22 protein-coding genes are annotated in these 25,320 nt (G+C 72.9%); 12 read left to right on the plus strand and 10 right to left on the minus strand.

Annotation, left to right across the window (positions count from 1 at the left end; genetic code table 11):
• Positions 1 to 18: 18 nt before the first annotated feature.
• Both ACBI99_RS12945 and ACBI99_RS12950 read right to left on the minus strand, forming a co-directional pair.
• Complete coding sequence (locus ACBI99_RS12945) at positions 19 to 651, minus strand: response regulator transcription factor (RefSeq protein ID WP_357584312.1); 633 nt, start codon at positions 649 to 651, stop codon at positions 19 to 21.
• Entirely contained in the window at positions 648 to 1,865 is a 1,218-nt protein-coding gene (locus ACBI99_RS12950; RefSeq protein WP_357584314.1) for a PspC domain-containing protein, read from the minus strand. The genes ACBI99_RS12945 and ACBI99_RS12950 overlap by 4 nt, the downstream gene beginning before the upstream one ends.
• Before the next feature lie 113 nt (positions 1,866 to 1,978).
• Here ACBI99_RS12950 and ACBI99_RS12955 point away from each other — a divergent pair, with 113 nt between their 5' ends.
• From ACBI99_RS12955 to ACBI99_RS12990, 8 genes are all read left to right on the plus strand, one after another.
• Positions 1,979 to 3,601, plus strand: coding sequence for a PspC domain-containing protein (locus tag ACBI99_RS12955; protein WP_357584316.1), 1,623 nt, complete (start codon positions 1,979 to 1,981; stop codon positions 3,599 to 3,601).
• Positions 3,591 to 3,794, plus strand: coding sequence for a hypothetical protein (locus ACBI99_RS12960; protein ID WP_219500607.1), 204 nt, complete (start codon positions 3,591 to 3,593; stop codon positions 3,792 to 3,794). The genes ACBI99_RS12955 and ACBI99_RS12960 overlap by 11 nt, the downstream gene beginning before the upstream one ends.
• A 70-nt stretch (positions 3,795 to 3,864) precedes the next feature.
• Positions 3,865 to 4,347, plus strand: coding sequence for a (2Fe-2S)-binding protein (locus ACBI99_RS12965; protein ID WP_219500606.1), 483 nt, complete (start codon positions 3,865 to 3,867; stop codon positions 4,345 to 4,347).
• Positions 4,344 to 6,671, plus strand: coding sequence for a xanthine dehydrogenase family protein molybdopterin-binding subunit (locus ACBI99_RS12970; protein ID WP_375072375.1), 2,328 nt, complete (start codon positions 4,344 to 4,346; stop codon positions 6,669 to 6,671). The genes ACBI99_RS12965 and ACBI99_RS12970 overlap by 4 nt, the downstream gene beginning before the upstream one ends.
• Positions 6,668 to 7,522 carry an FAD binding domain-containing protein gene (locus tag ACBI99_RS12975; RefSeq protein WP_375072376.1) on the plus strand — a complete coding sequence of 285 codons (855 nt, stop codon included), beginning with the start codon at positions 6,668 to 6,670 and terminating at the stop codon, positions 7,520 to 7,522. The genes ACBI99_RS12970 and ACBI99_RS12975 overlap by 4 nt, the downstream gene beginning before the upstream one ends.
• Before the next feature lie 82 nt (positions 7,523 to 7,604).
• Positions 7,605 to 8,315: an SRPBCC domain-containing protein gene (locus ACBI99_RS12980; RefSeq protein WP_375072377.1), complete on the plus strand. Its 711-nt coding sequence runs from the start codon at positions 7,605 to 7,607 to the stop codon at positions 8,313 to 8,315.
• A 108-nt stretch (positions 8,316 to 8,423) separates the two neighbouring features.
• A complete protein-coding gene (locus ACBI99_RS12985) occupies positions 8,424 to 11,033 on the plus strand; it encodes a CDP-glycerol glycerophosphotransferase family protein (protein ID WP_375072378.1) in 2,610 nt (869 codons plus the stop codon).
• Positions 11,030 to 12,094 (plus strand): glycosyltransferase, encoded by a 1,065-nt coding sequence (locus ACBI99_RS12990; RefSeq protein WP_375072379.1) that lies wholly within the window; start codon positions 11,030 to 11,032, stop codon positions 12,092 to 12,094. Before ACBI99_RS12985 ends, ACBI99_RS12990 begins: the two co-directional genes overlap by 4 nt.
• A 31-nt stretch (positions 12,095 to 12,125) precedes the next feature.
• On the opposite strand, the gene ACBI99_RS12995 is transcribed toward ACBI99_RS12990, so the two are convergent.
• From ACBI99_RS12995 to ACBI99_RS13005, 3 genes are read right to left on the minus strand one after another with little or no spacing between them, the layout of a single operon-like run.
• Entirely contained in the window at positions 12,126 to 13,175 is a 1,050-nt protein-coding gene (locus tag ACBI99_RS12995; RefSeq protein ID WP_219500595.1) for a sulfotransferase, read from the minus strand.
• A gap of 20 nt (positions 13,176 to 13,195) precedes the next feature.
• On the minus strand, positions 13,196 to 14,017 hold the full coding sequence (locus ACBI99_RS13000) for a CDP-alcohol phosphatidyltransferase family protein (protein ID WP_246644003.1): 822 nt from the start codon (positions 14,015 to 14,017) through the stop codon (positions 13,196 to 13,198).
• Positions 14,018 to 14,065: 48 nt separating this feature from the next.
• On the minus strand, positions 14,066 to 15,514 hold the full coding sequence (locus tag ACBI99_RS13005; protein WP_357591313.1) for a glycosyltransferase family 2 protein: 1,449 nt from the start codon (positions 15,512 to 15,514) through the stop codon (positions 14,066 to 14,068).
• A 112-nt stretch (positions 15,515 to 15,626) separates the two neighbouring features.
• On the opposite strand from ACBI99_RS13005, the gene ACBI99_RS13010 reads away from it, so the two are divergent.
• Both ACBI99_RS13010 and pseI read left to right on the plus strand, forming a co-directional pair.
• Positions 15,627 to 16,127 (plus strand): GNAT family N-acetyltransferase, encoded by a 501-nt coding sequence (locus ACBI99_RS13010; RefSeq protein WP_219500591.1) that lies wholly within the window; start codon positions 15,627 to 15,629, stop codon positions 16,125 to 16,127.
• On the plus strand, positions 16,124 to 17,167 hold the full coding sequence (pseI, locus tag ACBI99_RS13015; RefSeq protein WP_219500589.1) for a pseudaminic acid synthase: 1,044 nt from the start codon (positions 16,124 to 16,126) through the stop codon (positions 17,165 to 17,167). Before ACBI99_RS13010 ends, pseI begins: the two co-directional genes overlap by 4 nt.
• On the opposite strand, the gene ACBI99_RS13020 is transcribed toward pseI, so the two are convergent.
• Together ACBI99_RS13020 and ACBI99_RS13025 are read right to left on the minus strand one after the other, a co-directional pair.
• The gene (locus tag ACBI99_RS13020; protein ID WP_375072380.1) at positions 17,148 to 18,113 is read right to left on the minus strand and encodes a PseG/SpsG family protein; all 966 of its coding nucleotides are present in this window, start codon (positions 18,111 to 18,113) and stop codon (positions 17,148 to 17,150) included. The two genes, pseI and ACBI99_RS13020, sit on opposite strands and share 20 nt — an antisense overlap.
• Positions 18,110 to 18,841: a cytidylyltransferase domain-containing protein gene (locus ACBI99_RS13025; protein ID WP_375072381.1), complete on the minus strand. Its 732-nt coding sequence runs from the start codon at positions 18,839 to 18,841 to the stop codon at positions 18,110 to 18,112. Before ACBI99_RS13025 ends, ACBI99_RS13020 begins: the two co-directional genes overlap by 4 nt.
• Before the next feature lie 21 nt (positions 18,842 to 18,862).
• On the opposite strand from ACBI99_RS13025, the gene pseB reads away from it, so the two are divergent.
• On the plus strand, positions 18,863 to 19,888 hold the full coding sequence (gene pseB / locus ACBI99_RS13030; RefSeq protein WP_308125615.1) for a UDP-N-acetylglucosamine 4,6-dehydratase (inverting): 1,026 nt from the start codon (positions 18,863 to 18,865) through the stop codon (positions 19,886 to 19,888).
• Positions 19,888 to 21,012, plus strand: coding sequence for an aminotransferase class I/II-fold pyridoxal phosphate-dependent enzyme (locus ACBI99_RS13035; RefSeq protein ID WP_357591319.1), 1,125 nt, complete (start codon positions 19,888 to 19,890; stop codon positions 21,010 to 21,012). Before pseB ends, ACBI99_RS13035 begins: the two co-directional genes overlap by 1 nt.
• On the opposite strand, the gene ACBI99_RS13040 is transcribed toward ACBI99_RS13035, so the two are convergent.
• From ACBI99_RS13040 to ACBI99_RS13050, 3 genes are read right to left on the minus strand one after another with little or no spacing between them, the layout of a single operon-like run.
• Positions 21,009 to 22,895, minus strand: coding sequence for a glycosyltransferase family 2 protein (locus ACBI99_RS13040; RefSeq protein ID WP_375072382.1), 1,887 nt, complete (start codon positions 22,893 to 22,895; stop codon positions 21,009 to 21,011). The two genes, ACBI99_RS13035 and ACBI99_RS13040, sit on opposite strands and share 4 nt — an antisense overlap.
• 14 nt (positions 22,896 to 22,909) lie before the next feature.
• Complete coding sequence (locus tag ACBI99_RS13045) at positions 22,910 to 24,517, minus strand: hypothetical protein (RefSeq protein WP_357591323.1); 1,608 nt, start codon at positions 24,515 to 24,517, stop codon at positions 22,910 to 22,912.
• Positions 24,514 to 25,167 carry a hypothetical protein gene (locus ACBI99_RS13050; protein ID WP_375072383.1) on the minus strand — a complete coding sequence of 218 codons (654 nt, stop codon included), beginning with the start codon at positions 25,165 to 25,167 and terminating at the stop codon, positions 24,514 to 24,516. Before ACBI99_RS13050 ends, ACBI99_RS13045 begins: the two co-directional genes overlap by 4 nt.
• Positions 25,168 to 25,320: the final 153 nt, after the last annotated feature.

The raw sequence follows: 25,320 nt of genomic DNA on the forward strand, positions 1-25,320 counted from the left end.
CAGCGTCGCGGCGGGCTGTCACACCAGGCGGCGCGCCGTCGCCCAGCGGGAGAGCTCGTGACGGTTGGACAGCTGCAGCTTGCGCAGCACCGACGACACGTGCGTCTCGACCGTCTTCACGGAGATGAACAGCTCCTTGGCGATCTCCTTGTACGCGTAGCCGCGCGCGATGAGCCGCAGCACCTCCCGCTCCCGCTGGGTGAGCGAGTCGAGCTCCGGGTCGATGGACGGCGCCTCCGACGAGGCGAAGGCGTCCAGCACGAAGCCCGCCAGCCTCGGCGAGAACACCGCGTCGCCGTCGGCCACCCGCCGGATCGCGTCGGTGAGCTCCCTGCCGCTGATGTTCTTGGTGACGTAACCCCGGGCGCCGCCCCGGATCACGCCGATCACGTCCTCGGCCGCGTCGGAGACCGAGAGGGCGAGGAAACGCACCTGGGAGCCCGCGCCCAGCACCCGGCGCAGCACCTCCTGGCCGCCCCCGCCGGGCATGTGCACGTCCAGGAGCACCACGTCCGGCTGCAGGTCGGCGATCGCCTTGACCGCCGTGTCGACGTCCTCGGCCTCGCCCACGACCTCGATCGAGTCGCCCAGCTCGGCCCGCACCCCCGAGCGGAACAGCCGATGGTCGTCGACGATCAGCACGCGCGTCATGGCTTTTCCACCTTCATGGTCAACATCACTTCCGTGCCCTCACCCGGCTCGGTCCGAACGCGCGCCGTGCCGCCGTGGCGTTCCATTCTGCCGATGATGGACTCCCTGATGCCCATCCGGTCCAGCGGCACCGCATCGAGCTCGAACCCCTTACCGCGATCCTTCACGAAAATCGTCGTCTCTTCACCCTCCACCTCCGCATAGACGGAAATGGACGGGCTCTCAGAGTATTTGGCCGCGTTGACCATCGCCTGCCTGGCCGCCTTGAGCATCGCGCCCAGCCTGCCCTGCGCGTCGAGGTCGATGTCGCCCACGCACACCACCTCGATCGGCACGCCGTGCGCGTCCTCCTCCTCGGCCGCGATCCGGCGCACCGCCGCCGCCAGCGTCGCGTCCGCGTCCTGGGCCGGCTGGTAGAGCCAGTTGCGCAGCTCGCGCTCCTGCGAACGGGCCAGCCTGGCCACCTCGCGCGGATCGTGCGCGACCCGCTGGATGAGCGTCAGCGTGTGCAGCACCGAGTCGTGCACCATCGCCGCCACCTCGGCGCGCTCCTCCTGCCGGATGCGCTCGCGCCGTTCGAGCTGCAACTCCTTCCACAGCCCGGCCAGCCACGGGGCCGCGATCACCGCGAGCCCGCCGACCACCACCGCCGTGAACATCAGCCCCGGCCGCGCCTGCTGGAACTGCCCCTCCACCAGCAGGAACCCGATCGCGCCGACGATCACCAGCAGCACGCCCAGCAGCGTACGCACCCGGTTCTTCCTGATGCTCTGGGTCGCCCCGCTCACCCAGTGCTTACGGCGCTCCGGATCGGCCTGCTGCCACAGGATGATCGTGCCGATGCCGCCCACCGCGAACGGCAGCATGCCGATCCCGCCCTGCGACGCGCCCGTCAGCCAGCCGAACGCCAGCAACGCCACCCCGATCGCGGCGAACGCGGCAAGCTGGCTCCAGTCACGGGCCGGCACCGGGCGGCCCTCGTTCGGCTGCTGCGGCGTGAGCATCCAGAGCACCGCGTACGCGACCACCCCGACCCCCTCCACGACGCTGAGCAGCACGAACATCAGCCTGATCACCACGGGATCGAGCTTGAGCTGCGTGGCGAGCCCGTGGGCGACACCGCTGACGAGACGGCCCTCCAAGGGACGTGTCATCCTGCGATACGGCGCGTCGGCGCCCGGGCCCGGCTCGGCGAGAGTCTTCTGGTCAGCCATAACATCGCCATAGTCACACGTCGCGGGCATCGCGGGCATCAGGGAACAACCCCCGGGTCGGGTCAGGGGTCTCCCCGATGCGACCGCCTTCGCAGGTGAGCGACGATGGTGGCATGACAGAAGCACCGTCCAGGGAACCGGCCGCTCCCCCTGCCACGCTGCGCCGCAGCAACGAGGGACGATTCCTCATGGGAGTGTGCGCCGGCCTGGGCCGGCACACCGGCGTCGACCCGGTCGTGTTCCGGGTCGGCTTCGCGGTGCTGATGTTCGGATCCGGGATCGGGTTCATCCTGTACATCGCGGCGTTCATGCTGATGAAGGAGCCCAACGGGAAGCCGGCGATCATCGAGCAGTGGACCCGCCGCGACTTCGACGCCGACACGGTGCTGGCGCTGCTGACGGCCGTGCTCGCGCTCGGGCTCGTGCTCAACCTCTCCACCGTCTGGCTCGGCGCCGGGACGCTCGTCGTCGGGCTGTTCCTGGCCATCGCCCTGCTGGCCGCGCACACCAGCGGCGTCGACCTGCTGGCGCTGGCCCGCTCCATGCCCGAGCGCCTCAACCGCCGTCCCCGCCCGGACGGCCTCGCCACGTCCGACGACTTCCCCCGCCCGGCCGCCGCCGCTCCCCCGGCGGACGCTCCCTCCGTGAAGAGCGCGCCCGCCGCCGAGGCGGCTCGGGCCGAGGAGGACGTCCCGTCCGAGCAGGAGTCGCCCGCCGCCGAGACGGTACGGGCCGACCTCCCCGAGGAGACGGCCGCGCCGGTCGCCCCCGCTCCGGAGAGCGCGCCCGCCGAGGAGGCTCGGGAGGAGCCCGCGGCGAACACCGAGGAGCGGCGGGCCCGGCGGGATCCGGAGGCGCGGCGGCTGCTGGAGGACGAGGCGCCGTTCGCCAAGACGGCGGCGTACGCGGTGCCGACGGCGGCGCGACCCCGAGCCGAGCACCCCACGACCGACCCGGGGCGGCGGACGGCGGCGCACCCCGCGTACGGGGAGCCGTTCGCCCCGCACGGCCCGTACGAGTCGCGCTACGGCTCCTACCAGCCGCTCGACCCGGCGCGGCGCGGCGGCGGCTACTCGCCCTACGACCCGGCGCTGTACCGCCGGCCGGTGCCGCGGGAGCGGCGGCCGAAGTCGTACATCGGCGCCATCACCATGGCGCTGGCAACGATCATTGGAGGGATCCTCGTGGCGGTGCAGGCCGCATCACCCTCGGGAGTGCAGCCCACGCTGGTCGCGGGCGCGGTGCTGGTGACCATCGGCGCCGGCCTGCTGATCGCGGCCTGGTGGGGCCGGGGCGCGGGCCTGGTGGCGGCGGGCACGCTGGTGACGCTGCTGATCGGGGTGGGCATGATGTTCGGCGGCCTGCCGGCCAAGGTCGGCGAGTCCGTATGGCATGTGACGAACCCGGCGGAGTCGAACCGGGTGTACGACGCGGGAGTGGGCGACGGCAAGCTGGACCTGTCGGAGCTGCGGCTGGAGCCGGGGGCGAAGGTGACGTTCGACGCGTCGATCGCGGTGGGCGAGCTGGCGGTGGTCGTGCCGCCGACGGCGCGGGTCGAGGTGCACGCGTTCAACCGGATCGGTGACATCAAGGTGGACCAGTCGCTGCGTGGCGGCGTGGACGTCCAGTTCGACAAGGTGCTGGAGCCCGAGGTGGAGCCGGAGGGCAAGGCGCCGACGATCGTGCTGAACCTGAAGGGCGGCGTGGGAGACCTGGAGGTGCGCCGTGGCGCGTGATCTCGACAGGCCGCGCAGGCTGCACCGGACCGACTGGATGGCGCTGCTGAGCGGGTCGCTGTTCGTGGTGCTCGGCATCCTGGTGCTGACGGGTTCGATCACGGATTCGCTGGTCCTGCTGCCCGTGATGGTGGTGGGGCTGGCGTTCGCGGGCCTGGTGGCGATCGTGGCGAGGGCGGTTCGCGGTAAGTAACCCTTGACCGGGACATACCCGGGCGTACGTTGGCGTTGTCCGCCTTTCCCCCTGCTCCGAGGGAGGACGTATGCCCCGTATCACCGTCACCGTCGACGGGATCACGTACGAGGAGGAGGTCGAGCCGCGGCTCCTCCTCGTCCATCTGCTCCGAGAACGGCTGGGCAGGACCGGCACGCCGGTCGGCTGCGACACCAGCAACTGCGGCGCCTGCACCGTGATGCTCGACGGCAAGAGCGCCAAGAGCTGCTCGGTGCTCGCCGTGCAGGCCGACGGCTGTGAGGTCGTCACGATCGAGGGTCTGGGCGCGAACGGGTCGATGCACCCGATGCAGCGGGCCTTCCACGAGGAACACGCGCTGCAGTGCGGCTACTGTACGCCCGGCATGGTCATGGCGGCGATCGACCTGCTCAGGGAGACGCCCGAGCCGTCGGAGGAGGCCATCCGGGAGGGCCTGGAGGGCAACCTGTGCCGGTGCACCGGCTACTGCAACATCGTCCGCGCGGTCAGGCGGGGCGCCCAGGAGATGGGGCGGGCGGTGAGGACGTCATGACCGAGGTCGGCAGGGCCAGGAGGCGCAAGGAGGACGCGCGGCTGCTGACGGGCCGCACCCAGTGGACCGACAACCTGCGCCCGCCGGGGACGCTGCACGTGGCGTTCCTGCGCAGCCCGATGGCGCACGCGCGGATCACCCGGGTCGACGTGTCGGGGGCGCGCGGGATGACCGGGGTGGTGGCGGCGTTCTGCGGCCAGGACCTGGCGGCCGAGCAGGGCAGCCTGCCGTGCGCGTGGCCGGTGACCGAGGACATCGTGATCCCGGACCATCCTCCGATGGCCGTGTCGGAGGTCCGCTACGTGGGCGAGGCGGTGGCGTGCGTGGTCGCCACCGACCGCTACCTGGCGGCCGACGCGCTGGAGGCGATCGAGGTCGACTACGAGCCGCTGCCGGCCGTGGTCGGCCTGGAGGAGGCGCTCGCGCCGGACAGCCCGAAGGTGCACGAGTCGGGCAACCAGGCGTACACGATGAAGGTCACCTCGGGCGACGTCGACGCGGCCTTCCGTGACGCCCCGATCGTCATCGAGCGCACCTACCACCAGCAGCGGCTCATCCCGGCGGCGATGGAGCCGCGGGCGGTGCTGGCCAGCACGGACGGCGACTCGTACACGGTCTGGACGGCGACGCAGATCCCGCACGTGCTGCGGGTGATGCTGGCGCTGACCACCGGCATCCCGGAGCACAAGATCCGCGTGATCGCCCCGGACGTGGGCGGCGGGTTCGGCTCGAAGCTGCAGGTCACCGCCGAGGAGGTGCTCTGCCTGCTGCTCACCCGCCGGCTCGGCAGGCCGGTCAAGTGGAACGAGTCCCGCTCCGAGGGCAACCTGACCGTGCATCACGGCCGCGGCCAGGTGCAGCGCGTCAAGCTCGCGGCCGACGCCGACGGCCGGATCCGCGGCCTGCGCGTGGAGCTGCTGGCCGACATGGGCGCGTACCTGATGCTGCTCACGCCCGGCGTCCCGCTGCTGGGCGCGTCGATGTTCAACGCGATCTACAAGATGGACGCCTACGAGTTCGGCTGCACGGGCGTGTTCACCACGAAGATGCCCACGGACGCCTACCGGGGCGCGGGCCGGCCCGAGGCGACGTTCGGCATCGAGCGGATCATGGACGAGCTGGCCGCCGAGCTCAAGGCCGACCCGCTGGAGGTGCGGCGGCGCAACTGGATCAGGCATGAGGAGTTCCCGTACACGACGATCTCCGGCCTGACCTACGACTCCGGCAACTACGAGGCGGCCACGGACAAGGCGATGGCGCTGTTCGGCTACGACAAGCTGCGCGCCGAACAGGCCGACCGGCGGGACCGGGGGGACCCGGTGCAGCTCGGCATCGGCGTCAGCACGTACACGGAGATGTGCGGGCTGGCCCCGTCGCGGCTGCTGAAGGAGGCGCGGTACGCGGCGGGCGGCTGGGAGCACGGCGCGGTGCGCATGCTGCCGACCGGCAAGGTGGAGGTGATCACGGGCACGTCGCCGCACGGCCAGGGGCACGTGACGGCGTGGAGCCAGATCGCGGCCGACGCGCTGGGCGTGCCGTTCGACGACATCACGGTCATCCACGGCGACACGGCCATCGCGCACAAGGGCATGGACACCTACGGCTCGCGATCGCTGGTGATCGGCGGCGTGGCGGTGCTCCAGGCGTGCGAGAAGGTCAGGGAGAAGGCCCGCAAGCTGGCCGCGCACGTGCTGGAGTGCGCGCCGGACGACCTGGAGTTCGCCGGGGGCGCGTTCACGGTGCGCGGCACCGACGCGCGCGCGACGATCCAGGAGCTGGCCTTCGCCGCGTTCACCGCGCACGACCTGCCCGACGGGGTGGAGGCGCGGCTGGACTCCGAGGCGACCTACGACCCGGGCAACTACTCCTTCCCGCACGGCACCCACCTGTGCGCGGTCGAGGTCGACACCGAGACGGGCCTGACGAGAATCCGCTCGTACGTGGCCGTGGACGACGTCGGCAAGGTGGTGAACCCGCTCATCGTCGAGGGCCAGGTGCACGGCGGCATCGCCCAGGGGATCGGGCAGGCGCTGTTCGAGGAGGCGGTGTACGACGCGGACGGCAACCTGCTGACCAGCACGCTGGCCGACTACCTGCTGCCGTCGGCGGCCGACCTGCCGGACTTCGTCACCGACCGGACCGAGACCCCGGCGACCGGCAACCCGCTGGGCGCCAAGGGCGTGGGCGAGGCGGGCTGCATCGCCTCGACCCCGGCCGTGGTCAACGCCGTCGTGGACGCGCTGCGCCCGCACGGCATCCATGACGTGGCGATGCCGTGCACGCCCGAGCGCGTCTGGCGGGCGCTGGAAGGAGCGCGGTCATGATCCCGGCCCAGTTCGACTACGTCCGCCCGGACTCGCTGGACCAGGCGTTCCGGGAGCTGGCCTCGGACGAGGACACGAAGGTCCTGGCCGGCGGGCAGTCGCTGCTGCCGTTGCTGCGGCTGCGGCTGGCGTACCCGTCCAAGCTGGTCGACGTGGCGCGGCTGCCGGAGCTGGCGGGCGCGCACGACTGGGGCGACCACGTGTTCGTCGGCGCGATGACCACGCACGACGAGGTCATGCGCTCGCCGGTGGTGCGCGAGGGCTGCCCGCTGGTGGCGCTCGCGACGGCCACGGTGGCCGATCCGGCGGTGCGGCACCGCGGCACGTTCGGCGGCTCACTGGCGCACGCGGACCCGGCGGGTGACCTGCCGGCCGTGGTGCTGGCGCTGGACGGTGTGTTCGTCGCGCGCTCGGCCGGCGGCGAGCGGGAGATCCCGGCGGCCCGGTTCTTCGTCGACTACCTGGAGTCGGCGCTGCTGCCGGGCGAGATCCTGACCGGCGTGAAGATCCCCAAGCTGGGTGACGGGTGGGGCTTCCACTACGAGAAGTTCCACCGCACGGCGCAGGCGTGGCCGATCGTCGGCGTGGCCGTCGCGGTCCGGCGCACGAACGGCGCGATCCAGGAGGCCAGGATCGGGCTGGCCAACATGGCGCCGACGCCGCTGCGGGCCCGCGCCGCCGAGTCGGCGCTCCAGGGCGCCGAGCTGGGCGACCAGGTACGGCAGGCGTGCGAAGAGGCGGCGGAGGGCACGGCGCCGCCGGCCGACCTGCACGCCCAGCCGGACTACCGGCGGCACCTGGCCAGGGTGCTGACGCATCGCGCGGTGCGCACGGCCGCCGGGGCTCCCTGAGCCCGCGTCCCGTGGGGGCGCCGCCCTTCCGGGTCGCCCCCACGGGACGTACGCTCGCAACCAGTCGGGAAGGAGCGGATCGATGGCGATGCGGTTCGAGCACGAGTTCACGGTCCCGGTCCCCGTCGAGCAGGCGTGGGCGGTGCTGCTCGACGTCGAGCGGGTCGCGCCGTGCCTGCCGGGGGCGACGCTGGACATCTTCGAGGGCGAAGAGTTCACCGGCAGGATGAAGGTCAAGGTCGGGCCGATCACCGTCACCTACCGGGGCACCGCCCGGTTCGAGGACGTGGACAAGGACGCGCACACGCTGACCCTGCGGGCGTCGGGCAAGGAGGCGCGCGGCTCGGGCACGGCGTCGGCGACGGTCAAGGCGCGGCTGACGCCGGGCGACGGCTCGACGTCGGTGGCGGTGGAGACGTCGTTCAACGTCACGGGCCGGCCGGCGCAGTTCGGGCGCGGCGTGATGGCGGAGGTCGGCGGCAAGCTCATCGACCGGTTCGCCGCCAACCTGGCCGACCTGCTCACCGAGCCGGCGGCCCCGGAGATCGCCGAGTCCCCGGAACCTCAGGCTCCCGGGCCGGGTGAGCGGCATCTGGCCGCCGTCCCGGAGGAGGCGGTGGAGAGCCCGGCCAGGCCCGCGGGGACGGCGCGGACGGCGCTGAGCGCGGACGAGGAGGCGCTCGACCTGCTGGAGGTCGCCGGGGCGCCGCTGATCAAGCGGGTGGCGCCGGTCCTGGGCGCGCTGGCCGTGCTGGCGCTGATCGTCTGGGTGATTCGTCGCCTTATGCGGTGATTTTAGGCAAAAACCCCATCAAGTCCGGACACATCCAGAATCCTGCGGGCATGCCTACCCCCACGTCGTGACACTCGGGGGGATGGCATGCCGGCTTGCACCGTTGTCGTGATCACCTACAACGACGCGGCCCGCCTGCCCAGGGCGGTGCGTTCCGTGCTGCGGCAGTCGCTGCGCGACCTGGAAGTGATCATCTCCGACGACGCCAGCACCGACGGCACGCCCCGGGTGGCAGCCGAGCTGATGAAGGCCGATCCCCGCGTCCGCTACCTGCGCCGCAAGGTCAACAGCGGCGGCTGCGGCGCCCCCAGGAACGACGGCCTCGACGCCGCCGCCGCGCCGTACGTGATGTTCCTCGACAGCGACGACGAGCTGCCCCGGCACGCCTGCAAGAGCCTGCTGACCGAGATCGAGCGGACCGGGGCCGACTTCGTGTCCGGCCAGATCTCCCGGCTGTACGAGTCCAGCGGCCGGCTCAAGCCGTACTATCCGACACTGTTCGCCAGGCGGCGGGTCGTCGAGGGCATCCGCGAGGAGCCCGAGCTGTTCCTGGACTCCTTCAGCACCAACAAGCTCTACGACGTGCGCTTCCTGCGTGACAACCTGCTGCGCTTCCCGGAGGACATCCACTACGAGGACCACGTGTTCGCCACCGAGCTGTACGCGCTGGCGCGGCGCTTCGCCGTCGTGCCGTGGGTGGTCTACCACTGGCACCGGGCGCGCGGCGGCACGTCGATCTCGCTGAGCATCAAGGACATGGACAACGTGCGCCACCGGGTCGTCGCCGCCCGGCTGAGCGACGACATCCTGCGCGAGCACGGGGCCGCCGACCTGGTGCCCGCCCGCCAGTACCGGTTCCTGCGCCAGGACCTGCGCGTCTACCTGAACCCGCTGCCCACGATGGACCGGGTGTGGGTCAAGGAGTTCGCCGCGGTCGTCCGGCCGTACCTGGAGGAGATCGCGCCCGAGGTGTTCGACCGGGTCGGGCCGATGGACCGGGTCTGCTGCCGGCTCATCCTCGACGACCGGGTGGACGACCTGCGCATCGCCGCCGGGTCGCTCACCGGGGCCGGGGCGCCGCCGCGGGCCGCCGTGCAGGTCGGCGGCCGGACGTACTGGGGCACGACGGCCACGCCGGGCATGGACATCACGGACCTGCGGCTGGCCGAGCTGCCGTACTCGGCCACCCGGCTGCGGCACGAGGTGACCGAGATCGGCCAGGACGGCGACCGGGTCCGGATGACCGTGCACACCTACGACCCGTTCGGCGTGCTGCCGGTGGAGTGGAAGGCGTTCCTGCGGGTGGGCGGCGAGAAGGTGCCGATCAGCCCGCAGCCGTCGGGCGAGTGCGCGTACGTGAGCGAGATCGTCTTCACGCCCAAGGGCCGGTGCGAGCCGCGCATCGGGTTCACCCGGGTCGCCGACGGCCACACCACCACCGACCGGCTGCTGGTCGACCCGGCGATGAAGCCGATCGAGCTGCCCGGCGGCACGGTCAAGGCCGAGGGCTACGCGGCGTACCTGTGCGTGCGAGCCGTCTCCGCCCGGTCGCTGCTGCGCCGGATCAGGCGCAGGCTGCTGAAGCGGCTGAGCACGCCGAAGCTGAAGCTGCGCGTCTACAAGGCGCTGATCAAGGTGGTGCCGCAGCGCATGGACCTGGCGCTGTTCGAGGCCGACGTCGGCAAGGGCTACACGGGCAGCCCGCGCGCCATCTACGAGGAGCTGCGCCGCAGCGGCCTGCCGATCGAGGCGGTGTGGTCGGTGGCCAGGGGGCGCGGCAACTTCCCGCCCGACGTGCGGCTGGTCAGGCGCGGAAGCTGGGCCTACGTCTGGACGATGGCCAGGGCCGGCTACTGGGTCGACAGCCACGGCTTCCCGCTCGACTATCCCAAGCCGCGCCGCACCCGCTACCTGCAGACGTGGCACGGGCAGGGCATCAAGTCGATCGGCTTCGACGCGCCGGACCTGCGCGGCGACTTCGACGGGCCGCGCGCCCAGTGGCGGCGGGCGGTCGCCCGGTGGGACGCGCTGGTGTCGCCGAGCGCCGAGTTCTCGCGCTGCTTCCTGCCCTCCAACGGCTACACCGGCCGCGTCTACCGCTGCGGCACGCCGCGCTGCGACGCGCTGGTGCGCGGGGCCTGCGCCGACGGGGTGCGCGAGCGGCTGGAGGTCCCGCCCGGCAAGAAGGTGCTGCTGTACGCGCCCACCTACCGCGACCGGGCCAAAGGCAGCGGCCGGTCGGTCCGGGTGGACCTGGAGCTGATGGCCAGGGAGCTCGCGGACGAGTGGGTGCTGATCCTGCGGACGCATCCGGTGGAACGTTACAAACCGCCGGAGCGGCTGCGGCACTTCGTCCGCCCGGCCGGCTCGTACCCGGAGATCAACGACCTGATGCTGGCCTCCGACGCGCTGCTGACGGACTACTCGTCGGTGATGTGCGACTACGCGCTGACCGGCAAGCCGATGCTGTTCTTCATCGACGACTGGGACGACTACCGGCTGTCGGAGCGCGGCGTCTACCACGACCTGCCGTCGATCGCCCCCGGCCCGTGCGTGACGACGACCGCGGACCTCGTCGCGGCGCTGCGCGACCTGCCCGCCGTGCACGCCGCCCACGCCGGCCGCTACGCCGCCTTCCGCGAGCTGTGGTGCGCCGACGAGCGCGGCGACGCCTCCGCCCGGATCGTCGCGGACTTCTTCGCGGCGGGTGCCCGGTGAACGTCGTCTTCGCCTGCCTGGACGCCGACACGCTGGGCGGCATCCAGCAGGTGACGCACACGCTGGCCCAGGGCCTGGCCGGGCGCGGGCACGAGGTGCACGTCGTCGGGCTGCACCGGGCCGACGCGCCGTTCCGCTACGTCGAGCGCCCCCGCTACCGGCAGCACCTGATCAGCCGCACCCCGGTCGGGCCGCAGGGACGCCTGGCCCGGCTGCGCGCCGACCGCCGGCTGCGCGAGCTGCTCGGCCCGATGCGGCCCGGCTTCGCCGTGCTCACCTCGCCCGGCGTGGTGACCCGGCTGTCACGGCTGCTGCCCGGCTCGCTGCGTCCGATCGGCCAGTATCACGGCTCGTACGAGCACGCCCGCGGCTGCTGGCACCTGGGCTCGATCAGGAAGCACTACCCGCGGCTGGACCAGGCGGTGTTCCTGAGCGACGACGACGCGTGGCTGTTCGCGGAGAACGCGCTGCTGCCCAACACCTGGACGCTGCCGAACCCGCTGGCCGCCTGGCCGGACGCCGTGTCGCCGCTGTCGTCGCCCCGGGTGCTGGGGGTGGGGCGGCTGGAGGGGGTCAAGCGGTTCGACCGGCTGATCACCGCGTTCGCCAGGTCGGGGGCGCCGCCGTCGTGGGAGCTGCACCTGATCGGCGACGGGAGCGAGCTGGAGCGGCTGCGGGCGCACGCGGCGCGGGAAGGGGTGGCGGACCGGGTGGTGTTCCGCGGGCGGGTGCCGGCCGCGCGGATGCCGGCCGAGTACCGGGACGCCTCGCTGGTCGCCCTCACGAGCGAGCACGAGGGGCTGCCGATCGTGCTGCTGGAGTCGGCCGCGCACGGGGTGCCGGCGGTGGCGTTCGACGTGTCGGGCGGGGTGCGCTCGGTCGCGTCGGCGCTGGTCCCGCCGGCGGACGTGGACGCCTTCGCGGCCGAGCTGGGCCGGCTCATCGGCTCGGCGCCGGAGCGGCGGCGGCTGGGCGCCGCCGCCCGGCAGCGGGCCGAGGACTTCCGCCTCGACCCGGTGCTCGACCGCTGGGAAGCGCTCTTCACCCACATCGACCGGTGAAGATCCGGCCGGTGAGCAGCGGCACGGGCGGTCAGCCGGTGCGCTCGGCCAGCTCCGGCGACTCGCTGCGCTGCTGCGGGACGCCGGCCAGGGCGCGCTGGCCGGTGGTCAGCAGGGCGGCCACCGGGCTGGGCTCGCGCAGCCGGTTGAAGCGGTCGCGCATGGACTTGCGCATCCGGCTGTTGCGGCGGCGCTGCATCGTCTTGTTGCAGGCCGACACGTGCTCCTTGGCCGCCGGGGCGGCGCCGGTCAGCTCGTAGCCCTGGGCTTCCAGCCGCTCGCCGAGCACCTGCTCGCAGAGCGAGATCTCCCAGCCGTCCAGGCGCTTGGCCCAGCTCCCGACCCGGCTCCTGGTGACCTCGCCGTGCGTGTTGCTGTGCCACACCTTGTGCACCGGCACCGCCACGCTGGCCGCCTCGCGCGGCGACACCATGGCGGGCGAGAAGTCCTCCTCCAGGAACGCGCAGAGCTTCTTCAGCTCGGTCACCGGGTCGTCGGTGAGGTCCTCGTAACGCAGCTCGAAGTAGCTGTCGTCGGGCAGCGTCCGGCGCAGCTTGTCACCGTGGTCGATGGCCTCGGCCCAGGTGGAGACCGCGTGGAAGGAGTCCAGCGTGTACCAGGGCATCTCCTTCAGCGAGGCCACGCAGTCGCGGCCGTCCCTGATCAGGTGGATGAACTGGGCGTCGGGGAAGAGCCTGAGCAGCAGGTCGGTGTGCTTGACGTAGCTGGGCCGCTTGTCGCCCCAGCGGGCCTTGCCGAACCGCTCGGCGTACATGCGGAAGGCGGTGCCGAGCACGGAGCCGAGCGAGCCGGGGCCGTCCACGACCTGGCGGACGAAGGCGTCGCGGTCGATCTTGAGCTCGCGGAACTTGGTGCTCCGGTCGCTCGCGATCCACTCGGCCAGCGCGCGCCGCCGCTCGGCGTCCCGGAGGTCGCCGAACGCGCGCCGCTTGTAGTAGACGGGCATGACGAAGCGCGTCTCCGGCGGCACCGCGAGGCGCGGGTGCGAGTGGAGCATGAGCTGGAGCATCGTGGTGCCGGAGCGCGGGCAGCCGATCACGAATACTGGCCGGTCTGACATTTCGTACTAACCCCCGAAATTTAGACGAGAACGTGCTCTCGGCTCTCCTGGGGCACGGGGTGCCTGCGCGCGAAGAGCCACATCCGGTAGACAAGGAAGATCTCGTTGGCGAGAAGCAGGACGCTGGCGACCACCGCCACCGGGATCAGCGCCCCGGCCCCGGCGAGAGGCGCGATCACGAACACCGCGGCATGAAACTCGATGCCGCTGATGAGGTGCGACCGCACCCGGCGCCGGGCCAGGAACCTGTTGAGCCGCCGCAGCGAGTACGGCATCCTGCCGCCGGTCCGCCCTCCCCTGGGCGCCGGCACCAGCCCAGGCTGCACTTCAGCCTGGAGATCCGCCTGGAGATCGGCCCGACCCTCCCTGATGACCTCGCGGACCCGCTTCATCTGCGGCGCGTTGACGTACCGGAAGAGGTCGAGCACGGCCACAACCGCGCCCAGCACCACCCAGCTCACATCCCCCGTGAGCGCGAACTGCCCGTAGGCGAGTCCGGCGGCGCAGCAGACCACCCTGACGCGGTCGCCGACGTAGTCGAGCCAGAGCCCGAAGGGCGTCCCCGTGCCCTTGAGCCTGGCGATCTTCCCGTCGACGCAGTCGATCATGAAACTCAGATAGAACAGAACCGCCCCGGCGACCAGCCGGTCCGTCGCCAGGCACGCGGCAGAGATCATGCCGAGGACCAGCGACGTCACGGTGAGTTCGTTGGGCGTGATCCGCGTGCGGTTGGCGACCGCGAGCGCGACCCGGCAGGCGACCGGGTCCACGAAGTACACGGTCCACCAGGAGTCTCTCCGCTTGCGTGTCGCGTGGACGTCATCGAGCGAATAGGTCCTCATGGACTACAGCATGACGACGAGCCGTGTTTGAGCAATTACTCTCTGGAACTACTGGGGAATGTCCATGCCTCTTCTTGACCCTTCCGCCACCGAAAGGCGCCAGGTGGGGCCGCTCTCCCCCTCGCGGAACCACCCCTTCAGCACCAGCCCGCGCGTCTCGGTGCGCGCCTGGAGCCGCCAGGTGGGCCCGCCGCCCTCCAGCGCGCGCGGGTCGATCGTGGCCACCAGGCCCTGCCCGCCGACGCGCTTGGCGGTCAGCGGCACCTTGCGGCGGCCGTCGCTCAGCACCAGGCTGACGCGGCCCGGCTTGCGCTCGACGCGGTGGATGGCCACCTGGCCGCGCAGCAGATACTCCCGGCCGGTCCAGCCGCACTCGTCGACCCGCGCCACCAGCTTGAGCTCCTGCCGCGCGTCGTACACCTCGTCGGGGATCGCCAGCCTGCGGTCGCGGAAGTACGGGTAGTCGCCGTACCAGCCGGTGTTGCGCCAGCCGCGCGGCACCACCCGGGTGCCCTCGGCCGAGGCCCGCCTGAACTCGCGCACCTGTCGCAACTCCTTGACCAGCCCGCGCTCGACCAGGTGGAGTTCGAGCCGCCGCAGCGATGGCGCCGCCGCGATCACGTCGGGACCCAGCTCGGCCAGCCACTGCCTGGCCACCTCCAGCGCCGGCCCGCTGTCGCCGTCGGCGGCGTCCTCCAGCGCCTGGAAGAGGAAGACGATGTCCTTCTCCAGCACCAGGTCGTCGAAGGTGGCCTTCAGCTCCGGCGCCGTCTCGTCCAGGAAGGCCCGTACCGAGCGGATGGCGCCCAGCCGCTCGGTCAGGTTGGGCAGCTCGGTGCGCCGCTGGGTGATCGAGTCCTCGCCGCCGTCACGCCTGCGCCAGTGGTAGACGACGTCGTCGAGCACGTCGACGCTGGTGGCCAGCACGTGCGCGCGGATGGCCACGGGCACGTCCTCGTAGATCCCGGCGGGGAACTCCAGCCCGCGCTCGCGCCAGAACGCCGTCCGGTAGACCTTGTTCCAGACCGTGCGGTCGCGGGCCAGCGAGCGCCGGTCCATGACGTGCGTGCACAGCACCCGCCGCCTGAACACCTTCTCGTGCATCGTCGACGGCGCCAGCTCGCCGTCGGCCAGCCGCAGCACCGCCCCGCACGCCAGGTCGGAGCCGGTCTCCCGCAGCGAGGAGACCAGCAGCTCGTACGCGCGCGGCGGCACGACGTCGTCACCGTCGGCGAAGGCCAGGTAGGGGCCGCGGGCGTGCCGCACGCCGAGGTTGCGGGCCGGTCCCGGCCCCTGGTTGGGCTGGCGCAGCAGCACGAACCGGGGATCGCGGGCGGCGAACTCCTCGGCCACCCGGCGGCTGCCGTCGAGCGAGCCGTCGTCGACGCAGAGGACCTCGAAGTCCGTCAGCGTCTGGGCGGCCAGCGACTCCAGGCACTCCGCCAGGTACGGCTCCACGTTGTGGATCGGGACGACGACGCTGAGCAGGGGGATCATTGTCGAGCACTCCTTTCGGTGGCTGAGGGCAGCATGCCCGGGCTGTCGCTGCCCTGATCGGGTCTTTACGCTACGTTGTGCAAGTGATCCGGCACGTTGTGTAGGGGGAAGGATGCTGAGGAGCGTCCACGAGCACGAGCTGCCCGTGCTGCGCCGCTGGCGCAACCATCCGAAGGTCCGGGCGTCCAGCTTCACCACCCACGAGATCAGCCCGGCCGAGCACGCCCGCTGGTGGGCCCGGGTCAAGGACGACCCGGCGCGGCGGGTGCTCGTCTACGACCACGACGGCGAGCCCGCCGGAGTGGTGACCTATTCGGGGCTCGGCGACGGGTCGCGCACCGCGAGCTGGGCCTTCTACCTCGACCTCGACGGGCTGGAGCGGTCGGGCACGCTGCTGGCCGCCTGGATCGGGCTGGAGCGGGCCGCCATCGCGCACGCCTTCGGGCCGCTCGGCCTGACCCGGCTGCGCGGCGAGGTGCTGGCCTCAAACGAGCCGGTCAGGCGGCTGCACCGGCGGTTCGGCTTCGCCGAGGTGGGCGTCTTCGGGCTGGAGGTCGAGGGGCTGCGCCGCGACGTCATCGCCATCGAGCTGACCAGGGAGGACCACGCATGATCAAGATCGCCGAGCGGGCCGTCGGGCCGGGCCGGCCGCCGTTCGTCATCGCCGAGATGTCCGGCAACCACGACGGCAGCCTGGAGCGCGCGCTGTCGATCGTCGACGCGGTGGCGCGGGCCGGCGCCCACGCGCTCAAGCTGCAGACCTACCGGCCCGACACGATCACCGTCGACGCCGACGGCCCGGCCTTCCGCATCGGCTCCGGACACGAGCTGTGGGGCGGCGAGCGGCTCTACCGGCTCTACGAGCGCGCCCACACACCGTGGGAGTGGCACGAGCCGATCTTCACCAGGGCGCGCGAGCGGGGGCTGATCCCGTTCTCCTCGCCGTTCGACCGTACGGCGATCGAGCTGCTGGAGAAGCTCGACGCGCCCGCGTACAAGATCGCCTCGTCGGAGATCGTGGACCTGCCGCTGATCAGGCTGGCCGCCTCGACGGGCAAGCCGCTGATCATCTCGACCGGGATGGCGTCGATCGGCGAGATCCACGACGCCGTCGAGGCGGCCCGCGACGCCGGGTGCGACCAGCTCGCGGTGCTGTCGTGCACGGCCTCCTACCCGGCCTCGCCCGCCGACAGCAACCTGCGGGCGCTGCCGCTGCTGGCCGCGATCACCGGGGCGGTCGTCGGCGTCTCCGACCACACGCCGGGGCTGGGCGCCGCGCTGGCCGGGGTCGCGCTCGGCGCGTGCCTGATCGAGAAGCACGTCACGCTGAGCCGGGTGGGCGGCGGTGTCGACGCCGCGTTCTCGCTGGAGCCGCACGAGCTGGCGGCCCTGGTGGTGGAGAGCGAGCGGGCCTGGCAGTCGCTCGGCGCCGCCGTCATCGGCCCGCGCCCCTCCGAGCGCGAGGGGCTGCGCTTCCGCAGGTCGCTGTACGTGGTGCGGGACGTGCGGGCGGGCGAGCCGGTGACCGAGCAGAACGTGCGCTCGATCCGGCCCGCCGGCGGGCTGCCCCCGGAGCTCGCGCCGCAGGTGATGGGCCGCCGCTTCACCCGCGACGCGCCGCTCGGCACGCCGCTCACGTGGGATCTGGTCTGAGCCGCAGCAGCGCGTCGGCGACCCTCTCGCGGCCCCGCCCGTCGACCAGGTCGCGCCCCCGGCTCCCGTACTCCTCGCGCAGCTCGGGGTCGGTGAGCAGGCGGGCCAGCGTGTCGACGGCGGCGGCGCCGGGCTCGGGCCCCAGCCCGGCGGCCAGCCCGCCCGCCACCAGCTCCTCGTAGCCGGTGAGCTGGTTGGCCGCCACCCAGGTCAGCGCCGTGGGCACGCCCAGGTGCAGCAGCTCCCAGGCGGCCGAACCGGCGGCGGTCACCACGAGGTCGGCCCGCGCCATCAGCTCGGGCAGCCGGTCGGTGGGCGGCACGACGGCCACCGACTCGCCGGCCTCGAACGGCTCCGGGCTGATCACGGTCGCCTCGAACGGCGCCCCGGTCGACAGCAGCGCCTTCGTCCACCTCGGCGCGACGCCCGCGCTGTCGGTCCCGCCGAAGAAGCACAGCACCCGGGGCGGCCCGCCCTCGCGGGGCGTCCGGCGGCAGCGGCGCACGCTGTCGCGCAGCAGCACGTACGCGCTCCCGGCCAGCCGCTCCCCGTCGAACGAGTGGCGCTCGGCCCCCAGGTTCTGGTCCAGGTAGAGGTCCGCCTCCTGCCCGCGCGGGTCGCCGTCGACGATCGCCAGCACCGCCATCCCCGCCTCGCGCAGCGCCGCCCCGGTGCCGGGCGGCAGCGTGTACGAGTCGAGGACCATCACGTCGATCCCCAGCTCCCGCGCCTGGGCCGCCAGCCGGTGCGGCTCGCGGAGCGCGGGCACCGACGGCAGCCCGCGCTCGCGCAGTTGCGCCGCGGCCCACTCCGACCCGGTCACCTCGCCCAGGAACGTCACCGGCACGCCGCGCGAGCGCAGCTCCTCGGCCAGCGCCACGCACCGCACCAGGTGGCCGACGCCGATCGCGGCGCCGGCATCACAGCGAACACCGACGGCCGTCATGCGTCCTGCAGCTCCTTCTGCTCCACGTGCGCGTTGAGCCGGCACACCTCGGGCCGCTCGCGCAGCCAGCCGACCAGCTCGCGGAACGGCACGCACCGGTCGCCCAGCGCGGCCACGACACGCGCGATGAGCCGCCAGTCGTCCTCGGTGTCGAGCGTGACCCGCAGGTCGCCCGCCCCCGGCGGATAGGCCAGGCCGAGCAGCCGGAAGTCGCCCGGCTCCGCGTAGATGTAGGACGTCACGTGCGTGCGGTGGTAGGCGGTCGCCTCTCGGTCGGCGCGGCGCAGCGCCGCCAGCCCGGCGATCTCCACGTCGAGGCCGCGCGGCAGCGTGCCGGACAGCCCGGTGCTGAGATAGTCGAGCGCGCCGCCGAGCGCCCGGTAGACCAGCGCCGCCTCCCTGATCACCGCCGGGTCGAGCAGCGGGCAGTCGGCGGTGAACCGCATGACCGCCTCCCCCTCCCGCCCCTCCAGCGCCTGCGCGAACCGGGTGAGCACGTCGTCCACCGGCCCCCGGTGGCACGCCACGCCGAGGGCCGCGCACTCGGCCGCCACGGCGTCGTCCTCGGCCAGCGTCGTGGTCGCCACCACGAGGTCGTCGACCGCGCCCGACTCGCGCGCCGCCCGGACCACCCAGCCCAGCACCGTGCGCCCGCCGAGATCCCGCAGCACCTTCCCCGGCAACCGGGTCGACCCCATCCGCGCCTGAATGATTCCGACAATCCTCAACGATTCCCCCTGTTACCGTCGGTGACTTGCTGGTCGCGCTATGCTACCGGCCGACGTAAGGGGGACCGCTTGAGCATTCTCAGTGGATCGTCAATGTTGATCACCGGAGGCACGGGCTCGTTCGGGAAGGCCTTCATCCGCCACGCGCTCGGCCACGTCGGCGTGCGCAGGCTGGTGGTGTTCTCGCGCGACGAGCTCAAGCAGTACGAGCTCCGCCAGGCGCTCGGCGAGGACGAGCGGCTGCGCTACTTCATCGGCGACGTGCGCGACCGCGAGCGCCTGGCCCGCGCCATGCACGGGGTGGAGTACGTGGTCCACGCGGCCGCGCTCAAACAGGTCGACACCGCCGAGTACAACCCGTTCGAATACGTCCGCACCAACGTCGCCGGCTCGCAGAACGTCGTGGAGGCGGCCATCGACTGCGGCGTGCGCAAGGTCGTGGCGCTGTCCACCGACAAGGCGTCCAGCCCCATCAACCTCTACGGCGCCACGAAGCTGGTCGCCGACAAGCTGTTCGTGTCGGCCAACCACTACGCCGCCGGGCACGAGACCCGCTTCGCCGTGGTCCGCTACGGCAACGTCGTCGGCAGCCGCGGGTCCGTGGTGCCGTTCTTCCTGAAGCTGGCCCGCCAGGGCGCCAGCCTGCCGATCACCGACAAGCGGATGACCCGGTTCTGGATCACGCTCGACCAGGCCGTGGAGTTCGTCGTCGACTCCTTCGACCTGATGCAGGGCGGCGAGCTCTACGTGCCGCGCATCCCCAGCATGCGGATCGTCGACCTGGCCGACGCGCTCGCGCCCGGCAGCCCGATCTACGAGATCGGCATCAGGCCCGGCGAGAAGCTGCACGAGGAGATGATCGGCCCCGACGACGGCCGCCGCGCGCTGCGCCTGGCCGACCGCTACGTAGTGCAGCCGACGATCGCGACCTGGGGCTACGTCCCGCCGGTCGGCGGCGAGGTGCTGCCGGAGGGGTTCGCCTACCGCTCCGACGCCAACGACCGCTGGCTGTCGGTCGACGACCTGCGGGCGATGGTGTCGGCCTGATGCTCCCCTACGGACGGCAGTCGGTCGACGAGTCCGACATCCTGGCGGTGACCGAGGTGCTGCGCGGCGACTGGCTGACCACCGGCCCGGCCGTGGCGCGCTTCGAGTCGGCGCTGGCCCGGTGGACGGGCGGGGTGCCGTGCCTGGCGGTCACGTCGGGCACCGCCGCCCTGCACGTGGCCTACGCGGCCGCCGGCGTCGGGCCGGGCGACGAGGTCGTCACCTCACCGCTGACGTTCGTGGCCACGGCCGCCACCGCCGCGCTGCGCGGCGCCCGGGTGCGCTTCGCCGACGTGCAGCCCGACACCGGCAACCTCGACCCCGACGCCGCCGCGAGCCTGGTGACGGGCCGCACCCGGGCGATCACCGCGGTCGACTACGCGGGCCATCCGGCCGACTACGACGAGCTGCGCGGGGTGGCGTCGGCGGCCGGGGCGGTGCTCATCGGCGACGCGGCCCACTCCATCGGCTCCACCTACAAGGACCGGCCGGTGGGCTCGCTCGCCGACCTGACGACGTTCTCGTTCTTCCCGACGAAGACCGTGACGACGGCCGAGGGCGGGGCCGTCGCGGCGGCCGACCCCGAGCTGTTCGCCGCCGCCGCCCGCTTCCGCAACCACGGCCTCGTCCGCGACCCGGCCGAGCAGCGCGACCCGGGCGAGGGCGGCTGGCACCAGGAGGTGCACGCGTTCGGGCTCAACTACCGGCTGCCCGACGTGCTGTGCGCGCTCGGCACCAGCCAGCTCGGCCGGCTGGGCACCTTCCGCGCCCGGCGGGCCGAGCTGGTCGCCCGCTACAACCGGCTGCTGGCCGGCGTGCCGGGGCTCACCCTGCCCGCCGAGCGCCCGTACGTGTCGCCGAGCTGGCACCTCTACCCGGTGCGCGTCGCCGACGGGCGCAGGCGCGAGGTGTACGAGCGGATGCGCGCGGCCGGGATCGGCGTGCAGGTCAACTACCTGCCGGCCTACTGGCACCCGGTGTTCGCCGACCTCGGCTACCGGCGCGGGCTGTGCCCGAACGCCGAGACCTACTACGCCGAGGAGCTGTCGCTGCCGCTCTTCCCGGGCCTGGGCGACGCCGACCAGGACCGGGTCGCGGAGTGCCTGGCGGGCATCCTGTCCTAGTGCTCCAGCAGGAGCAGGCAGCCGTCGTCGCCCCGGTCCACCAGGAAGCGCCTGCCGGGCACGTCCGCCGGCGGGCGGCTCCGGGTCCGCACCAGCGTGCGGATCGCCCGGCCCTGGTCGACGACGACCTCCCACCACGTCACGTCACCGACGACCTCGTCGATGCCCGCGAGCGGCACCCGGGCGCGGAAGTCACGCCCGGCCAGCGTCACCGGGAAGTACATCTCCTCGCCGTCGCTCCTGCGCACCAGCCTGATCACCGGCTCGCCGTCGCCGACGTCGGCCAGCTCCCCGGCGAACACCAGGTCGCCGCCGTCGACGCGGCACTCCCCGATCACCGCCTCGGCCTCGCGCAGCCGCAGCCCCCACGCGCCGCGGAAGCTGAGCACCGGCACCAGCCACACGCCTGACCTGCGCCGGGGCGGCGGGGCCGACGGGGCGAGCCTGCGGTCGCCGCGCACCTTGCCCTCCAGGCGCAACCCCGCGCCCTTGAGCCGCACGTACAGGTCCCAGTGTCCGTGCCTGCGCAGTTGCGCGGCGCTGAGCGCCGCCGGGTCGAAGGCGAACCGGAACGGGAAGACGTGCTCCGGCACCGACCCGCCGTCCGGCTGGGGCGCGCTCTCCCAGGCGGGCGCGGCGCTCTGCTCGGCCAGCGGCACCCGGTCGCCGGTGCGGCGCTCCTCCAGCCACACCGTCACGCGCATCCGGCCCAGCTCGCCCGCGTCGAACCTGCCGATGCCGGCCCGGCCGGAGCCGTGCAGCACGCCGTCGCGCCACTCCAGCTCCACCAGCCTGGCGGTCGCCTCCAGCTCGCCGGAGACCTCCGACAGGTGCCCGGGCAGCGCCGGATGCCGGCCGTACCAGCGCTTGCGCAGCAGCCCGGCGGAGCTGACGCGCGGCTGGAGGCGGCCGTCGCGCGCCTGCGCGGCCACGCCCGCCAGCTCGTCCAGGCGGCGCCGGTGCAGCAGGTGCACCTGGAGGCGGTGGGCGAACGGCAGCTCGCGCAGCGCGGCCCGCGACACCCCGTCGAGATACCGTACGGCCAGGTCCACGAGGGCCGGGTCGGCGGCGGGGCCCAGCCGGGCGATGGCCTCGACCGCGACGGTCAGGTCGATGGCCAGCGTGTCGCGGTCGAACTCGGGCCGCAGCCGGGGCGCCTCCGCGTCGAGCAGCGCGGCGGTCTGCAGCACCGAGAGCAGGCGGTCGCGCAGGTTGTCCGGCTCCAGGCGGCGCTGGGTGATGGAGGAGCCGGGCTCGTCGCGCTGCCGCCAGTGGTAGACGACCTTGTGCAGCACGTCGACCGAGCGCGCGCCCACGTGGGCGGCCATGGCGACCGGCTGGTCCTCGTACATCCGCTCGGGGAAGCGCAGGTCCAGGCGGTCCCAGGCGGCGCGGCGGTAGACCTTGTTCCACAGCATGCGGTCGCGCACCAGCAGCGGGCGACGGGTGATGTGGGTGCGTTCGGCCGGTTCGGCGAACGGCTCCTTGTGCGCCCACGACGGCACGAGCAGGTTGCGGTGCAGCCGCATGACGTTGCCGCACGCCAGGTCGGAGCCGGTGGACTCCAGCGACGAGACCAGGCGCTGGAAGGCCGCGCGCGGCACGGTGTCGTCGCCGTCGACGAACGCCAGGTAGCGGCCGCTCGCCTGGCTCACCCCGATGTTGCGGGCCCGGCCGACGCCCAGGTTGTCCTGCCGGATCAGGCGGAAGCGGCCGTCCCGCTCGGCGCGGGCGGCCACGAGGTCCGGGCCGCCGTCGCGGCTGCCGTCGTCCACGCAGATCACCTCGATGTCCCGCAGGGTCTGCGCCTCCAGCGAGTCGAGGCACGGCGTGAGGTATTTCTCGACGTCGTAGAACGGCACGATCACGGATAGGACCGGCACGGATGCTCCCTTCCTCAGCCGGACAGCAGCCGCATGACCCGGCGGGCCATCCGGCGGGGGCGGGACAGGCGGCGCGACAGCCGGTAGCCGAGCGTCCTGCGGTAGGCCGTCGCCTTGCGCTGCGTCCTGCGCAGTTTGGAACGGGCCCTGACCAGCTCGCGCTCGCGGTAGCTGAGCTTGGTCTCCAGCCTGGCGATCCTGGCCATCGCCGCCGTGAGCTGGCCGGCCAGCCGGTCGCGCGAGCGCAGCAGGTCGCGGTAGGCGGGGGCGGAGCCGGCGCGTTCGGCGGGCTGGCCCAGCTCGGCGTCGAGCTTGCGGGCCAGGTCCAGCTCCTGCTGGTCGCATGGCCGGCCGGCCATGCCGCAGAGCGTCAGCGTGAGCTGGTCGGCCTCCAGCGGCCACGGCCACGGATGGTGGTGCCCGGCGGCCAGCAGCCGCACCGCGAAGCGCCACAGCATCCGGCACAGGACGATCACGGGGGCGGGCTCGGGCTCCGGCGACGGGCCGGGGCTGATGGCGGAGAAGCGCTCCCCGTCCCACACCAGGCTGTCGGTGGCCGCCGTGGCGTCGCCGCTGGTCTCCACCCATCGGGCGAGCGCGGCCAGCAGCTCGCGCACGGCGCGCACGTCCTCGCGGGCGCACGCCTCGACGAGGATCTCCTCGACCACGCGGCCCGGCGGGACCTCGCGCGACTCGCCGTCGGGCAGCCGCCGCAGCGTGACCTCGCCGCCCTCCTCGCGCAGCTCGTCGACGGCCGGGCCGTCCTCGACCAGCCCGAGCGGCAGCCCGACGGGTTCGGGCCTGTCGCGGGAGGCGACCGCGAGCCAGATCGGCGCCAGGTGCTCGCCGAGGCCGTGGCGGAAGGCCAGCCGGGTCAGCCGCAGCGGGTCGGCGACCAGCATGCGGTCGTCGGCGCGCGCGCTCAGCGGGAACGTGAGCGCCTCCGGCAGCTCGCGCGCCAGCGCCTCGCGCGACAGGATCGCGCGCGGCGCCCGGCTGTCGGGGTAGGCGGCGTAGCAGCGCTCCACGGCCAGGCCGGTGGCCTCCAGGTCGAAGTCGAGCGCGGCGGGGCCGTTGGGGTAGGTGGGGTCGAAGCCGTGCGGCTCCCACTGCCCGTCGCCCCCGTCGCGGTCGGCCGGGCGCGCTTCGAGGAACCGGTCCACGCCGAGGTCGTTGCGCACGCCGAGGACGAGCCGGCCGCCGGGCGCGACGAGCGCGGCCAGCGCGGCCATCGACTCGCGCCAGGCCGCCGCCGGGGCCTCGGCCGAGTGGGTGCGCTGGAGCCCGTCCAGCGCCAGGACCAGGTCGTACGGCCTGTCGCAGCAGAACGCGGCCAGCCGCCCGCAGTGCACGTCGAGGCCGGGGTGGCGGTCGCCCAGCGCGCACGCGTCGGGGTAGGACCGCACGAGCACCGCCACCGAGGAGGCGCGCCCGGCCACCTCGTCGATCAGCTCTCTCGGGTGCGGCCCGACCAACAGGACGGAGCCGGCGGCCGGGAGCAGCCGGCCGATCAGCTCCCGTGCCACGCCGCGCCAGTCCGTGATGCTCGACCCGTCGGACATGTCTGACCACAGCAGCATCTCGCCGCCGATCAACCGGACGTTCTCGGGCGCCTCGGTCATGCGCATCGCACCCGCTTCCAGCCGAACATTCGCCGTAGCTCCTCAGGTGTCGCCTGATACTCGAATCCCAGCTCGCTCCGCGCGGCCTCGCCGGCCACCTCCGGGTCGACGCGGACGCCGTGCAGCTCGGGCCACAGCCGCATCCGGCGCGCGGTGCCGCCGTACTCGGGCCGCTCGTCGTCGAACTGCATCGGGTCGCCGTACACGCCGATCTCGCAGCCGACGGACGCGCCGTAGAACAGGGCGCTGCCGAGCCGGTTGGAGGCCACGCGGCGGTGCCGCCGGAGCTCGACGAGCTGCTTGCGCAGGAAGTCACGCCCGCTCGGGTCCCAGCGCGATCCGCGCTCGCCGTGGCATATCACCCGAAACCCGCGCGATTCGTACGCCTGCCGGATGCCGGGATTCGCAAATTCCAGCCAATAAAGACATATGGTGACCGGTTCGGTTTCCGTATCCCGGATCTCGTCGGCCAGCCGGGCATGGTCGCCCGATACGGAGGCTTTCTCCCAGCCGTGAAAGGGGTACCAGATCGTGCCCGTGCGTTTGGGCTTGACGCCCAGGTCCGGTTCGAGGTCGAGCAGGTAGATCCAGGGCGCGCCGATGAGGTAGTGGCCGCGCCGCCCCATCGACCAGCCCCGGCGACGCAGCACGTCAGACCATACGAAACGGGGGTAACCGGGGCTGCACCAGTGATCATTAGGTGGAAATCCGTGCAGATAATTCCATCCGTGCTGGAGGAACCCCTGGATACGCCTGGGCGCTTCGTCCGCCATTCCGCAATATCGTCCGAGTATGCGGGAATG

Origin of the sequence: Nonomuraea sp. ATR24, from assembly GCF_041950485.1 — a bacterium.
In the GTDB taxonomy this organism is placed as follows: Bacteria; Actinomycetota; Actinomycetes; order Streptosporangiales; family Streptosporangiaceae; genus Nonomuraea; species Nonomuraea ceibae.

Excerpts from the sequence above, each read along its gene's own strand:
- ACBI99_RS12945 (WP_357584312.1), bottom strand. The coding sequence starts at position 651 with ATGACGCGCGTGCTGATCGTCGACGACCATCGGCTGTTCCGCTCGGGG.
- ACBI99_RS12950 (WP_357584314.1), bottom strand. The coding sequence starts at position 1,865 with ATGGCTGACCAGAAGACTCTCGCCGAGCCGGGCCCGGGCGCCGACGCG.
- ACBI99_RS12955 (WP_357584316.1), top strand. The coding sequence starts at position 1,979 with ATGACAGAAGCACCGTCCAGGGAACCGGCCGCTCCCCCTGCCACGCTG.
- ACBI99_RS12965 (WP_219500606.1), top strand. The coding sequence starts at position 3,865 with ATGCCCCGTATCACCGTCACCGTCGACGGGATCACGTACGAGGAGGAG.
- ACBI99_RS12970 (WP_375072375.1), top strand. The coding sequence starts at position 4,344 with ATGACCGAGGTCGGCAGGGCCAGGAGGCGCAAGGAGGACGCGCGGCTG.
- ACBI99_RS12975 (WP_375072376.1), top strand. The coding sequence starts at position 6,668 with ATGATCCCGGCCCAGTTCGACTACGTCCGCCCGGACTCGCTGGACCAG.
- ACBI99_RS12980 (WP_375072377.1), top strand. The coding sequence starts at position 7,605 with ATGGCGATGCGGTTCGAGCACGAGTTCACGGTCCCGGTCCCCGTCGAG.
- ACBI99_RS12995 (WP_219500595.1), bottom strand. The coding sequence starts at position 13,175 with ATGTCAGACCGGCCAGTATTCGTGATCGGCTGCCCGCGCTCCGGCACC.
- ACBI99_RS13000 (WP_246644003.1), bottom strand. The coding sequence starts at position 14,017 with ATGAGGACCTATTCGCTCGATGACGTCCACGCGACACGCAAGCGGAGA.
- ACBI99_RS13005 (WP_357591313.1), bottom strand. The coding sequence starts at position 15,514 with ATGATCCCCCTGCTCAGCGTCGTCGTCCCGATCCACAACGTGGAGCCG.
- ACBI99_RS13010 (WP_219500591.1), top strand. The coding sequence starts at position 15,627 with ATGCTGAGGAGCGTCCACGAGCACGAGCTGCCCGTGCTGCGCCGCTGG.
- pseI (WP_219500589.1), top strand. The coding sequence starts at position 16,124 with ATGATCAAGATCGCCGAGCGGGCCGTCGGGCCGGGCCGGCCGCCGTTC.
- ACBI99_RS13020 (WP_375072380.1), bottom strand. The coding sequence starts at position 18,113 with ATGACGGCCGTCGGTGTTCGCTGTGATGCCGGCGCCGCGATCGGCGTC.
- ACBI99_RS13035 (WP_357591319.1), top strand. The coding sequence starts at position 19,888 with ATGCTCCCCTACGGACGGCAGTCGGTCGACGAGTCCGACATCCTGGCG.
- ACBI99_RS13045 (WP_357591323.1), bottom strand. The coding sequence starts at position 24,517 with ATGACCGAGGCGCCCGAGAACGTCCGGTTGATCGGCGGCGAGATGCTG.